Genomic DNA, 13,663 nt, shown 5'->3' on the forward strand with positions numbered 1-13,663 from the left:
CTCAGTCCCGGTGAATACGCTGCTTGAAGGTACGGGCAATGGCTTGCACGCCAGGCTGGTAGTCCGATTGTTCGACCGCCGCCAACGCCAGTTCCAGCGCCTTGTCGGCGATCAACTGGTGCTGCTGGGCCATGGCGTTGACCGGCAGCGGCAGAAAGTCGAGCAACTGGGTGTCGCCGAATGTGCCGAGGCGCAGCGGGCGGTTTTTTAACGGGAAGTCATGCAGCGCGTCGAACACCCCCTGCAACAGTACGTAGGACGTGGTCACCAGCGCATCCGGCAAATGCCCGAGGCGTTGCAGGAGTTCTTCCATCAACTGCTTGCCGCACTCGCGGCTGAAGGACTCGGCGTGTTCGATCAGCACTTCGCCCTTGAACCCGGCCAGGGCTTGTTTGAAACCGGCGGCACGTTCCTGGCTGATGCTCAGTTCCGGGCGGGCGCCCAGCAGCACGATCTGTTTCGGCTGCGGGTCGAGCAGGCTTTCGGTCAGGTGCAGGCTGGCTTCGCGGTCATCGCTGACCACCGAGCAGAAATGTTCGGCATCCATCACCCGGTCGATGGCAATGATCGGCAGGCCCTTGGCCTGCAACTGACGATAACTGTCGTCACCGGCCGGCAGGCAACTGGCGACGATCAACGCATCGCAGCGCCGGGCGCGGAACAGTTGCAGCAGCTGCCGTTCGCTGTCCGGCGCATCGTCGGAGCTGGCGATCAGCAACTGATAACCTCGCGCACGGGCACCTTGCTCCAGCAGTTTGGCGATTCGCGCGTAACTGGGGTTTTCCAGATCCGGCAGGATAAAACCCAGGGTCCGGGTGTGCCGACTGCGCAGCCCGGCCGCCTGTGGATTGGGGGTAAAGCCGTGCAGATCGACCACCGCCCGGACCCGCTCGACGGTGGCGGTGCTGATGCGTTGCTGTTCGGCCTTGCCGTTGATGACGTAGCTGGCGGTGGTCACGGACACTCCGGCCAACCGCGCGATATCACTGAGTTTCAACCCGGGATTTCCTTGTTTTTTCGAGCTTGCCGCGACATTTTCGCCAATCCTACCCGATTCAGGCAGGCGACCATTGTCTCAGCGCATCCGACAAGTTGGACTTCAAGGATGGGACATTATCGAGTAACGTGCCAATCAATCTAGATTAAACGTTTCAGCAAGCGTATTTTCTACGTTTTAGACGCCTTTGGCCGGTTCTGCCGTGAAACCGCCAAAACTGCCTCCTGAAGGGAAGCTGACAAGCGCCTAAGCTGCAACCATTCAAAACAATACCTGGCGTCACACGACGCCAAAAAGGAGATCGCATGCTCGAGCTCACTGTAGAGCAGATATCCATGGGCCAGTCGGCTGTGGATAAACCCGCCGCTTTGCAATTGCTGGCCAGTCATCTGGTCGCCGATGGTCTGGTCGCCGACGGCTACCTCTCCGGCCTGCAGGCCCGGGAGGCTCAGGGCTCGACCTTCCTCGGCCAAGGCATTGCGATCCCCCACGGCACGCCCGAAACCCGTGATCAGGTGTTCGCCACCGGCGTGCGCCTGATGCAGTTTCCCGACGGCGTGGACTGGGGCGACGGCCAGATCGTTTATCTGGCCATCGGCATCGCCGCCAAATCCGACGAACACTTGCGCTTGCTGCAACTGCTGACCCGCGCCCTCGGCGAGACCGATCTGGGCCAGGCCCTGCGCCGCGCCAGTTCGCCCGAAGCATTGCTGAAACTGCTGCAAGGCGCGCCGCAAGAGCTGGCGCTGGATGCACAGATGATCGGCCTCGGCGTATCGGCCGACGATTTCGAAGAGCTGGTCTGGCGGGGTGCGCGTCTGCTGCGCCAGGCCGATTGCGTGAGCAACGGTTTCGCCGGGGTATTGCAGCAGGTCGAAGCGCTGCCGCTGGGCGATGGCCTGTGGTGGCTGCACAGCGAGCAGACCGTAAAGCGTCCGGGGCTGGCATTCGTCACGCCGGACAAACCGATGCGTTACCTCGGCCAGCCGCTCAGCGGTCTGTTCTGTCTGGCCAGCCTCGGTGAAGCGCATCAGGCGTTGCTCGAGCGTTTGTGCGCGTTGCTGATAGAAGGTCGCGGCCATGAACTGGGCCGTGCCACCAGCAGCCGCAAAGTCCTTGAAGTGCTCGGCGGTGAGTTGCCCGCCGATTGGCCGAGTGCGCGTATCGCACTGGCCAACGCCCATGGTCTGCATGCGCGGCCGGCGAAGATCCTCGCGCAACTGGCGAAAAGTTTTGACGGCGAAATCCGTGTGCGCATCGTCGACGGTCAGGACAGCGCCGTATCGGTGAAAAGCCTGAGCAAATTGCTGAGCCTCGGCGCCCGTCGTGGCCAGGTGCTGGAAATCATCGCCGAGCCGAGCATCGCCGCCGATGCGTTGCCGGCGTTGTTGGCGGCGATCGAGGAAGGCCTCGGTGAAGAAGTCGAACCACTGCCCGCAGTCAGCCAACAGCGCGAAGTCATCGCCGACATCGCCGAAGTCCTGAGCGCCCCGGCCTCCGGCAGCCTGCTGCAAGCGATTCCCGCCGCCCCCGGCATCGCCATCGGCCCGGCGCACATTCAGGTCCAGCAAGCCATCGACTATCCGCTGCGCGGCGAGTCCGCCGCCATCGAGCGCGAGCGTCTCAAGCAAGCGCTGGCCGACGTGCGTCAGGACATTCAGGGCCTGATCGAACGCAGCAAGGCCAAGGCGATCCGCGAGATTTTCATCACCCACCAGGAAATGCTCGACGACCCGGAACTCACCGATGAAGTCGACACTCGCCTCAAGCAGGGTGAAAGCGCCGAAGCAGCCTGGATGGCCGTGATCGAGGCCGCCGCGAAACAACAGGAAGCGTTGCAGGACGCGCTGCTCGCCGAACGTGCCGCCGACCTGCGCGACATTGGTCGTCGGGTGCTGGCGCAACTGTGTGGCGTGCAGACGCCCGCCGAGCCTGAGCAACCGTACATTCTGGTGATGGATGAAGTCGGCCCGTCCGATGTGGCGCGTCTGGAACCGGCGCGGGTCGCGGGGATTCTCACCGCCCGTGGCGGCGCCACCGCGCACAGTGCAATTGTGGCTCGCGCACTGGGGATTCCGGCGCTGGTCGGTGCGGGCGCTGCCGTGTTGCTGTTGAAACCGGGCACGCCGTTGCTGCTCGACGGCCAGCGCGGTCGCCTGCATGTGGACGCGGATGCCGCTACCCTGCAACGCGCCAGCGAAGAGCGTGACACCCGCGAACAACGTCTGAAAGCCGCCGCCGAACAACGCCATCAACCGGCGCACACCACCGACGGCCACGCCGTGGAAGTGTTCGCCAACATCGGTGAAAGCGCCGGTGTGATCAGCGCGGTGGAGCAGGGCGCCGAAGGCATCGGCCTGCTGCGCACCGAACTGATTTTCATGGCCCATCCGCAGGCGCCGGACGAGGCGACTCAGGAAGCCGAATACCGCCGCGTCCTCGACGGCCTCGCCGGTCGGCCGCTGGTGGTGCGCACGCTTGATGTCGGCGGCGACAAACCGCTGCCGTATTGGCCGATCGCCAAGGAAGAAAACCCGTTCCTCGGTGTGCGCGGGATTCGCCTGACCTTGCAGCGTCCGCAGATCATGGAAGCGCAGTTGCGCGCCTTGCTGCGTTCGGCGGACAACCGTCCGTTGCGGATCATGTTCCCGATGGTCGGCAGCGTTGAAGAGTGGCGTCAGGCCCGCGACATGACCGAACGCCTGCGTCTGGAAATCCCGGTTCCCGATCTGCAACTGGGGATCATGATCGAAGTGCCGTCCGCCGCACTGCTGGCGCCGGTGCTGGCCAAAGAGGTGGACTTCTTCAGCGTCGGCACCAACGACCTGACCCAGTACACCCTGGCCATCGACCGGGGTCATCCGACCTTGTCCGCCCAGGCTGACGGCTTGCACCCGGCGGTGCTGCAGCTGATCGACATCACCGTGCGCGCGGCCCATGCCCATGGCAAATGGGTCGGTGTGTGCGGCGAACTGGCGGCGGATCCGCTGGCGGTGCCGGTGCTGGTCGGCCTCGGTGTGGATGAATTGAGCGTCTCCGGGCGCAGCATCGCCGAGGTCAAGGCACGCATCCGCGAACTCAGCCTGACCCAGGCTCAAACCCTTGCTCAACAAGCCCTGGCCGTGGGCAGCGCCAACGAAGTGCGCGCATTAGTGGAGGCCCTGTAATGGCCAAGATTCTCACCCTGACCCTCAACCCGGCGCTGGACCTCACGGTGCAGTTGCCACGCCTTGAGGCCGGTCAGGTCAACCGCAGCGACGAGATGCACACCCACGCCGCCGGCAAGGGCGTCAACGTTGCGCAAGTGCTGGCCGACCTCGGTCATCAACTGACGGTCAGCGGCTTTCTCGGCGAAGACAATCTGCAAGCGTTCGAAACCCTGTTCGCCAAACGCGGTTTCACCGATGCGTTTATCCGGGTGCCCGGCGAGACCCGCAGCAACATCAAGGTCGCTGAGCAGGATGGACGCATCACCGACATCAACGGCCCGGGGCCGGTGGTCGGCGTAGTGGCGCAACAGGCGTTGCTGGAGCGTCTGGTGCAGATCGCGCCGGGGCATGACGCGGTTGTAGTTGCGGGCAGTTTGCCGCGCGGGGTCAGTGCGCAGTGGTTGCGTGAACTGGTCGAGCGCTTGAAGGCGTTGGGCCTGAAAGTCGCCCTGGACACCAGCGGCGATGCCTTGCGTGTGGCGCTCAAGGCCGGCCCGTGGCTGATCAAGCCGAACACTGAAGAGCTGGCCGACGCGCTGGGCTGTGAAGTGCTGTCCCACGCGTCTCAGGCCGAAGCAGCCAATCGGCTGCACGCTCAGGGCATTGAGCATGTGGTGATTTCCCACGGCGCCGACGGTGTGAACTGGTTCAGCGTCGGCTCGGCGCTGCATGCGACACCGCCGAAGGTCAGCGTCGCCAGCACGGTCGGTGCCGGCGATTCGTTGCTGGCCGGCATGCTCCACGGTCTGCTCAGCGCCGACACGCCGGAGCAAACCCTGCGCACTGCTACGGCGATTGCGGCGCAGGCGGTGACCCAGATCGGATTCGGTATTCACGATGCTGCGCAACTGACGCAGCTCGAACAGGGCGTGCGCGTGCGCCCCCTGACAGAACAATAAGAGGGTTTGTCATGAAGTTAGCCATTGTCACGGCCTGCCCGAACGGCATGGTCACCAGTGTGCTGTGCGCCCGGTTGCTGGATGCCGCGGCCCAGCGTCAGGGCTGGAGCACCAGCGTCGAAGTGGTGGATGCGGCGCACCCGGAACGCGAGTTGTCGGCGGCCACCATCGAGGCCGCCGAGTGGGTGTTGCTGGTCGCCACCGGAACTGTGGACATGACCCGGTTCATCGGCAAGAAAGTCTTTCGGATCGCGCCGGCGCAAGCCCTGCAGGATGTCGAAGACGTGCTGCGGCGTGGTGCGGTCGAGTCCGAGGTATATGTCGCTGACGAAACGCCGTCCGTGGCTGCCAGCGCCAATGCGCCGCGTCTGGTCGCTGTCACCGCGTGCCCGACCGGCGTCGCCCACACCTTCATGGCCGCCGAAGCCTTGCAGCAAGCCGCCAAGCGTCTGGGCTACGACCTGCAGATCGAAACCCAGGGCTCGGTCGGCGCGCGAAATCCGTTGAGCGCAACCGCGATTGCCGAGGCTGACGTGGTGCTGCTGGCGGCTGACATCGAAGTCGCCACCGAGCGTTTCGCCGGCAAGAAAATCTATCGCTGTGGCACCGGGATTGCGTTGAAACAGTCCGAAGCCACGCTGAAAAAAGCCCTGGCCGAAGGTGTCGTGGAAAACGCTGCCGGCGACGCAAAAGTCCCGGCCAAGCAAGAGAAAAGCGGCGTCTACAAACACCTGCTGACTGGCGTGTCGTTCATGCTGCCAATGGTGGTGGCGGGCGGTCTGATGATCGCCTTGTCGTTCGTGTTCGGCATCACCGCGTTCAAGGAAGAAGGCACGCTGGCGGCGGCGCTGATGCAGATCGGTGGCGAGACCGCGTTCAAATTGATGGTGCCTTTGCTGGCCGGTTACATTGCCTGGTCGATTGCCGACCGTCCCGGACTCGCGCCGGGGATGATCGGCGGTTTGCTGGCGAGCACCCTGGGCGCCGGTTTCATCGGCGGGATCGTCGCCGGATTTATCGCCGGCTACGCGGCCAAGGCGATCAGTCGGTATGTGGCGCTGCCGCAAAGCCTGGAAGCGCTGAAACCGATTCTGATCATCCCGTTGTTCGCCAGTCTGTTCACCGGGCTGGTGATGATTTACGTGGTCGGCAAACCGGTGGCCGGGATGCTCGCGGCGCTGACGCATTTTCTCGACAGCATGGGCACCACTAACGCAATTCTGCTCGGTGTGCTGCTGGGCGGCATGATGTGCGTCGACCTCGGCGGGCCGATCAACAAGGCTGCCTATGCATTCTCGGTGGGGCTGCTCGCCTCGCAGAGTTACGCACCGATGGCCGCGACCATGGCCGCCGGCATGGTGCCGCCGATCGGTCTGGGCATTGCCACGTTCATCGCCCGACGCAAGTTCGCCCAGACTGAACGCGAGGCGGGTAAAGCGGCGCTGGTGCTGGGACTGTGCTTCATCTCCGAAGGGGCGATTCCGTTTGCGGCGAAAGACCCGTTGCGGGTGATCCCGGCGAGCATTGCCGGCGGTGCGTTGACCGGTGCGTTGTCGATGTATTTCGGCTGCAAACTGATGGCGCCCCACGGTGGCCTGTTCGTGCTGGCGATTCCGAATGCGATCAACCATGCGCTGTTGTACCTGCTGGCGATTGTCGCGGGCAGCCTGCTGACGGCGGTGGTGTACGCGCTGGTCAAACGACCGGAAGCCGTGGAACTGGCGCTGGAGCCCGCGAAGGCGTGAGGTGTCACACCCCTTTCATCTAGCAGTGCTTAAGTTTTCCTTTTTTCAGGGAGAACACCATGAGCGATTTCAATCCCGGTCGCCGGCGCGTGATGCAAGCCGTCGGTGCCGGACTGCTGATGCCGGGGCTGGCGCCGGCCGTGATCGCGTCGGTCAAGGATCGACCGCAACTCACTGACGGCGTGCAATCCGGCGACTTGCAGGGCGACCGGGCGATGATCTGGAGCCGCGCCGACCGCCCGGCGCAGATGGTGGTGGAGTGGGACACCCGCAGCCAGTTCCGTCATCCGCGCCGGGTCGTCTCGGCGCTGGCCGATGCCCGTAGCGATTTCACCGTCCGCGTCGAACTCACCGGGCTGCCCGCCGATCAGGCGATTTTCTACCGCGTGTATTTCAAGGACGCCCGCACCGGCGTCGCCAGTGAACCGTGGCTTGGCCATTTGCGCAGCGCACCGACGGCGCGGCGCAATATCCGTTTTGTCTGGAGCGGCGACACCGTCGGCCAGGGCTTCGGCATCAACCCCGATATCGGCGGCATGCGCATCTATGAAGCGATGCGCATGCGCCTGCCGGACTTCTTTATCCACAGCGGCGACACCATCTACGCCGACGGCCCGGTGCCGGCGCAACTGACCACCGAGGGTGGCCGGATCTGGCGCAACCTCACCACCGAAGCCAAGAGCAAGGTTGCCCAGACCCTCGACGATTATCGCGGCAATTACCGCTACAACCTGATGGACGAAAACGTCCGTCGCTTCAACGCCGAAGTGCCGCAGATCTGGCAGTGGGACGACCATGAAGTGGTCAACAACTGGTCGCCGGGCAAGCAGCTCGACGAGCGTTATCAGGAAAAAAATATCCACACCCTGGTCGGACGTGCGCGTCAGGCCTGGCTCGAATATTCGCCGATGCGTTTGCAGGCCGCCGATGGCGGCGGGCGTATCTATCGCAAGCTGAGTTATGGGCCGATGCTCGATGTGTTCGTGCTCGACATGCGCAGCTATCGCGGGGCCAACGACGACAATCTCGGGGCGGAAAAACCGTTCCTCGGGCGCGAGCAACTGAACTGGCTCAAGCGCGGATTGAAGGCGTCGAAAGCCCAGTGGAAAGTCATCGCCGCCGACATGCCGATCGGTCTCGGTGTGCCGGATGGCGAGGTCAGTCCCGGTGTTGCGCGCTGGGAAGCGGTGGCCAACGGCGATCCTGGCCCGGCTCAGGGGCGCGAACTGGAAGTGGCCGAATTGCTCGGGTTCCTGCGGGCACATCAGGTGCGCAATTTCGTGTTCCTGACGGCGGATGTGCATTACTGCGCGGCGCATCATTACCACCCGGATCGAGCGGCATTCCAGGATTTCGAACCGTTCTGGGAGTTTGTCGCAGGACCGTTGAACGCCGGCAGTTTCGGCCCCAACCCGCTGGACAAGACCTTCGGCCCGCAAGTGGTGTTTCAGAAAGCGCCACCGACGCAAAACGCTTCACCGTTTGCCGGTTTTCAGTTTTTCGGCGAGGTGAACATCGAGGGGCAGAGCGGGGAGATGAGCGTGGTGTTGCGGGATCTGGAGGGTGTTGCGGTGTTCGAGCAGAAACTGCAGCCCGTCTGAATCCAGTGCTGAACCTGTGGGAGCTTGGTTGCTCCCACAGGGGATTCAGGTGGATCAATAAACGTCGCGACGATAGCGACCCTGTTCGATCAGACGTTCGACTTCGGCGGCGCCCAGCACTTCATTGAGCACCTGACCCACGCCCGACGCCATGCCTTGAAGGCTGCCGCAGATGTAGATCACTGCACCGTCCGCCAGCCATTTCTTCAACTCGCCGGCCGATTCGCGCAGGCGATCCTGGACGTAAATCTTTTCGGCCTGATCCCTTGAGAACGCCAGATCCAGTCGTTCCAGATCGCCATTGATCAACCACTCTTCCAGCTCCGCACGACAGAGGAAATCGTGCTCGCGATTGCGCTCGCCAAACAGCAGCCAGTGACGCTGCTGATTGTCGGCGATCCGCGCCTTGAGCAAGCTGCGCAGCCCGGCAAGGCCGGTGCCGTTGCCCAGCAGGATCATCGGCACCGCAGCGTTCGGCAGATGGAAACCGCTGTTGCGGCGGACCCGCAGGCTGATGCTGCCGCCGACCGGAGCATGCTCGGTCAGCCAGCCGGAGCCAATGCCGAGGCTGCCGTCGGCATGCTGTTCCTGACGCACGATCAGTTCCAGCACGCCGTCGGCGGCAATCGAGGCGATCGAGTATTCGCGCATGGCCAGCGGCACCATCGCATCGACCAGCGCTTGAGCATGCAGGCCGACCAGATGGGCGCGGTGCTCGGGCAATTGGCGGCTGGCGAGGGCCACTTCCAGCGGCTCTTGCAGGCCGTTGACCTTGACGCTGGTTTCACCACGGATGCCGAGGCCGTCGAGGAAATGTTCGATGGCCCACGGGCAGTTGCGCGGCAGCACTTCCACCAGGTCACCGGCCAGCCAGCTGCGAGAAGTCGGCGCGGTCAGGCCGAGCAGGAAGACCGGGGCGCCGCTGCTGTCCGGATTCATCAGCTCACGGCGTACCAGCGTCCAGTTCTCGTAGCTCGGCGCCTGCCAGGTGTCGACCGGCGCTTGCCCGGTGATCAGGCCGAGCTGGGTTTGCCAGTGACGCAGCGCGTAAGGGTCGCCGCTATCGACTTCTACCGGGGCGAACAGGGTTTTGCCGCCGTGTTCGCCCAGCCATTGATGCAGGCGTCGGGCGAAACCGCAGAAGTGCTGATACTGACGGTCGCCGAGGCCGAGCACCGCGTAGTTGAGGCTGTCGAGGGTCGAGGCGTTCTTCAATACCTTGCGCTCGAAACCGCGAGCGCTGTCCGGCGCGTCGCCGTCGCCGAAGGTGCTGACTACGAACAGCGCGTTGTTCGATTCGCGCAGATCCTGCTCGCTGACATTCGCCAGCGGCTGCACCTTCACCGGCAATCCGGCGGCCTGCAACTGGCCGGCGGTCTGCCACGCCAGTTGCTCGGCAAAACCGCTCTGGCTGGCGAAGCCGATCAGCCACGCGGGGGTATCGCCAGCCGGTTGGTCGAGGCCTTTGCGCGCATCCTTGATCTGCTTTTTCTTGCGGCGGCGATCCAGGTACAGCAGCCAGCCGGTGATGAAGAACAGCGGCATCAAGACGGCTGCGACGGTCACGATGATCCGCCCGACCAGCCCGAAATAGCTGCCGACGTGCAGCGCGTAAATGCTGGTCAGCAATTGCGCCTTGAAGCTCTTGTCGGCGTAGCGGTCGACCCGTTTGACGACGCCGGTGGCCGGGTCGAGGGTGATCTGGTTCAGTGCGCGGTCATGGGGCGAGCTGTCGAGCAGGTAGAACACGGTCGCCGGTTGGCCGGCCACCGGCGGCATGCGGATGTTGTAGGAAGCGAGGCCCGGGCCTGCGGTGCTGTAGATGCTGACCCACATGGCGGCGTAATCGGCAGTCGGCGCCGGACCTTCGGGGGCCGGGCCACGACCGCCGCGCACGCGCTCGTTTTGCGGCGCGTCGGAAAGCAATTTGGTCAGGCCTTTGTTGTACCACTCGTAGGACCAGGAGAGTCCGGTCAGCGCCAGCAACAGGTAAACCAGCATGCACCAGGTGCCGAACACCGAGTGCAGATCCCAATTGAAGCTGCGACCCTTTTTCTTCCAGTCGAGGGTCAGCCACACGCGCCAGCTGTTCCACTGGCGCGGCCACCGCAGGTACAGGCCGGACAGGCAGAAGAACAGCAGCATCAGGGTGCAGGCGCCGGTGATGTTGCGACCGGTATCGCCCATGGCGAGGAACCGGTGCAGTTGCAGCATCAGGCCGAAGAAGTCCTGGCCGGTGGCCTCGCCCTTGAACTCGGCGGTGTAGGGATCGAAGTAGCGCATCTCGCCCCGGCGCTCGCCTTTGGGCGGGGTGAACCAGACGCGCCCGGCGCTGCCGCTTTCGGTCTCGACCGAGAGCATCGAGACTTTCTTGCCCGAGGCGGCTTCGATCTGCGCCACCAGATCGGCGGGTGGCAGGACGCCGGCGACCTGTTTCTCGACCTGCAACACGGAGGGGTTGAGGGCTTTGAGAATTTCGTCCTGAAACGAATAGGCAGCGCCGGTGATGCCCATCAGGGCCAGCACCAGCCCGGCAGTGATGCCAAAAAACCAGTGCAACTGGAACAGGGTTTTCTTCAACACGTTGCTTGCCTTGTCCGTTCGGAGGTTGTGTTCACGGCGTGCATTATGCCGTGGCCTATCGAGAAACGTTCTTTATTACGCACAAAAGCCCCGCTCAAATGAATGAACGGGGCCCGGTGCTTCCGGCTTCTATCAGAAGTGGAAGTTGGTGCTCAGCAATGCCGTACGGCCCGCCGCCTGGTTGGCGAAGTGGGTCGAGAAGGCCTTGTCGTAGTAGGTCTCGTTGGTCAGGTTCTGCACGTTCAGTTGCAGGTCGACGTTCTTGCTCAGCTTGTACGCCGCCATCGCGTCGTAGCGAACGTAGGAATCGACCATGGTGGTGTTGGCCACGTTGCCGAACACGTCATCCACGTAGAACGCACCGCCACCGATGGTCAGCTTCGGCGTGACCTGGTAAGTGGTCCACAGGCTGGCGCTGTTTTTCGGCGTGTTGGGCAGCTCGTTACCGTTGTTGGCCTTGTTGGCCGGCAGGTCACCACCGTCCACTTGCTCGCTGTCCATGTAGGCGTAACCGGCGAACACTTGCCATTTGTCGGTGATCTTGCCGCTGGCCGACAGCTCGATACCTTGAACGCGGGTCTTGCCGGCGTTTTCGTACGAGGTGGTATCGACTTGGACACGCGCGTTTTCTTTCTCGGTGCGGAAGATGTCGGCGGTCAGCGACAGGCGATCGTTCAGCAGATCCCACTTGGTACCGATTTCGTAGTTCTTGGTGGTTTCCGGCTCCATGTCGCTCTTGAGCAGGTTTCCGTTGCGATCCGGCGTGCCGCCCAGCGGGTTGCCTTCCTGACCTTCACCCAGGGTGTTGCCCGGCGGTGTGGCGGAAGTTGCGTAGGACGCATAGATGCTGCCGTTCTCTGCCGGCTTGTAGACGATGCCGAACTGGCCGGTGACGAATTCGCTGGTATCCGAACCTTTGGAGGTGGTGGTGCCAGCGTTGGTGTAAGTCTTGTAGCCGGTTTCGAAGTGGTCGTAACGCAGGCCCATGTTCACCAGCCATTGCTCAGACAGCTCCAGGGTGTCGAACGCATACAGCGCGTAGGTATCGGACTGGGTGTCGGTGCCGGCGTAGTTGCGCGAGATTGCGCCGTTCCACGGATCGTTCGGGTTCGGGTTCGACAGCGAGGTGCAGTTGTAGCCGCTGGCAGCACCGATCAGGCCCGGGTTGCAGTTGGTGGTCACGGCCGAGGTGCGCGGCGTGGTGTCGGTGTTGACGTTGTAAGAGGATTTGCTGCTTTCCTCACGGGTGTATTCGACACCGGTGGAGAAGCTGTTCTTGAAGCCGGCAACGTAGAAGTTGCCGAACAGGTCGGTCTGGTTGGTGGTGGTCTCGGTGTTGCTCACGCGAGTGTTCGCACGACGCCAGACGCTGCCGTTGTTGACGTTGCCCTTGCTGTCGTCCGGCTGGGTCAGGATGTAATCCTGCATGCTGGTGCCGTGACGCAGGGTGTTCTTGATGGTCAGCGAGTCGCTCAGGTCATGCTCGATGGCGAAGGTCGCGGTGTCGGTGCGGCCCTTGCGGAAGTCGCGGTCCAGACCGTAGAAATTGCTGTGATCGCCGCCGGCGTACGGCTTGTCCGGGTTGGACTTGGTGCGCACCGCCGAGCCGCCGGCAGGGATGGTGTAAGGAATGCCCGAATCCGGGGTGTCATTGCTTTCGAGATGGTAGTAGTCGAGGTTGACGCGGGTGTCGGTGCCCAGGCCGAAGGCCAGGGACGGCGCGATGCCCCAACGGTCGTAGTCGACCTTGTCGCGACCGGCGACGTTGCTCTCGTGGCTCATCAGGTTCAGACGACCGGCAGCGGTGTCGCTGAACTGGTAGTTGCCATCCATGGTGTAGCGCTGGGTCTGGTCGGAGCCCCAGGTGAAGCCACCGTCGAACGAATTGCCCAGGTGCGCTTTCTTGCTCACCAGGTTGATGCTGCCGCCCGCCGCGCCGCGACCGCCGATGGCGGAGTTCGGGCCCTTGCTGACTTCGATGTTTTCCACGGCGAAGATTTCGCGGCTCTGGGAGCCGGTGTCGCGCACGCCGTCGAGGTAAGTGTCGCCCTGGGCGTCGAAACCGCGGATGAACGGACGGTCGCCCTGCGGGTTGCCGCCTTCACCGGCACCGAAGGTGATGCCCGGCACGGTGCGCAGTGCGTCCTGCATGTTCAGGGCGCCGGTGTCTTTGAGTACCTGTTGCGGAATGACGGTGACCGAGCGCGGCGTGTCGACCAGCGGCGCGGTGTACTTGGGCGAGGAGGCTTTCTCGACCTGGTAGGACGTCGAGTCCTGGGCTTCGCCGGTGATGGCGGTGGCGTCCAGGGCGATGGCATTGCCGGTGGCTTTACTGTCGGTTTTTTCGGCGGCGAACACCATGTGGCCTGCGGAGCCGGCGGTAATTGCCACGCCGATGGCGGAAGCGAGCAGACGCGGTGAACTGACCGGTAATTGTGCGGGTTGACGTGCCATTTTTATTCCCCTCCCCAAGGATTTGAGGCGGCGAAATATAGGGTAAACAGGTATTCGTATCAATTGCGAAACATTGTTATTCGCACTGAATTTACATTCTTTACAATTTAACCTTACGGTTTTTGCCAGTTCATTCGTCTAGCGGGTTTTACACAGCCAATAAGAATCAATACCA

Annotated in this window: 7 protein-coding genes; 4 read left to right on the plus strand and 3 right to left on the minus strand. The window is 63.2% G+C overall.

The genetic code is table 11. From position 1 onward, the window contains the following. Position 1 precedes the first annotated feature (1 nt). Positions 2 to 997, minus strand: coding sequence for a catabolite repressor/activator (cra, locus tag QRN46_RS17630; protein WP_074691885.1), 996 nt, complete (start codon positions 995 to 997; stop codon positions 2 to 4). A gap of 305 nt (positions 998 to 1,302) precedes the next feature. Here cra and ptsP point away from each other — a divergent pair, with 305 nt between their 5' ends. The 4 genes from ptsP to QRN46_RS17650 are packed head-to-tail and all read left to right on the plus strand — an operon-like array spanning position 1,303 to position 8,451. Next, positions 1,303 to 4,164: a phosphoenolpyruvate--protein phosphotransferase gene (gene ptsP, locus QRN46_RS17635; protein WP_201818996.1), complete on the plus strand. Its 2,862-nt coding sequence runs from the start codon at positions 1,303 to 1,305 to the stop codon at positions 4,162 to 4,164. After that, positions 4,164 to 5,105, plus strand: coding sequence for a 1-phosphofructokinase (gene pfkB, locus QRN46_RS17640; RefSeq protein ID WP_201818998.1), 942 nt, complete (start codon positions 4,164 to 4,166; stop codon positions 5,103 to 5,105). The genes ptsP and pfkB overlap by 1 nt, the downstream gene beginning before the upstream one ends. Positions 5,106 to 5,116: 11 nt before the next feature. Next, positions 5,117 to 6,850: a PTS fructose-like transporter subunit IIB gene (locus tag QRN46_RS17645; protein WP_201819000.1), complete on the plus strand. Its 1,734-nt coding sequence runs from the start codon at positions 5,117 to 5,119 to the stop codon at positions 6,848 to 6,850. Between the two features lie 59 nt (positions 6,851 to 6,909). Beyond that, complete coding sequence (locus QRN46_RS17650) at positions 6,910 to 8,451, plus strand: alkaline phosphatase D family protein (protein WP_201819002.1); 1,542 nt, start codon at positions 6,910 to 6,912, stop codon at positions 8,449 to 8,451. Between the two features lie 54 nt (positions 8,452 to 8,505). Here the strand turns inward: QRN46_RS17650 and QRN46_RS17655 are convergent, their stop codons facing one another. Together QRN46_RS17655 and QRN46_RS17660 are read right to left on the minus strand one after the other, a co-directional pair. Continuing rightward, positions 8,506 to 11,034, minus strand: a complete 2,529-nt coding sequence (locus QRN46_RS17655; protein WP_201819004.1) for a PepSY domain-containing protein — start codon at positions 11,032 to 11,034, stop codon at positions 8,506 to 8,508. A 132-nt stretch (positions 11,035 to 11,166) separates the two neighbouring features. Beyond that, a complete protein-coding gene (locus tag QRN46_RS17660; RefSeq protein ID WP_011332425.1) occupies positions 11,167 to 13,488 on the minus strand; it encodes a TonB-dependent receptor in 2,322 nt (773 codons plus the stop codon). Positions 13,489 to 13,663: the final 175 nt, after the last annotated feature.

Origin of the sequence: Pseudomonas sp. lyk4-R2A-10 (genome assembly GCF_030209075.1) — a bacterium.
GTDB classification, from domain to species: domain Bacteria; phylum Pseudomonadota; class Gammaproteobacteria; order Pseudomonadales; family Pseudomonadaceae; genus Aquipseudomonas; species Aquipseudomonas glycinae.

Excerpts from the sequence above, each read along its gene's own strand:
- ptsP (WP_201818996.1), top strand. The coding sequence starts at position 1,303 with ATGCTCGAGCTCACTGTAGAGCAGATATCCATGGGCCAGTCGGCTGTG.
- pfkB (WP_201818998.1), top strand. The coding sequence starts at position 4,164 with ATGGCCAAGATTCTCACCCTGACCCTCAACCCGGCGCTGGACCTCACG.
- QRN46_RS17645 (WP_201819000.1), top strand. The coding sequence starts at position 5,117 with ATGAAGTTAGCCATTGTCACGGCCTGCCCGAACGGCATGGTCACCAGT.
- QRN46_RS17650 (WP_201819002.1), top strand. The coding sequence starts at position 6,910 with ATGAGCGATTTCAATCCCGGTCGCCGGCGCGTGATGCAAGCCGTCGGT.
- QRN46_RS17660 (WP_011332425.1), bottom strand. The coding sequence starts at position 13,488 with ATGGCACGTCAACCCGCACAATTACCGGTCAGTTCACCGCGTCTGCTC.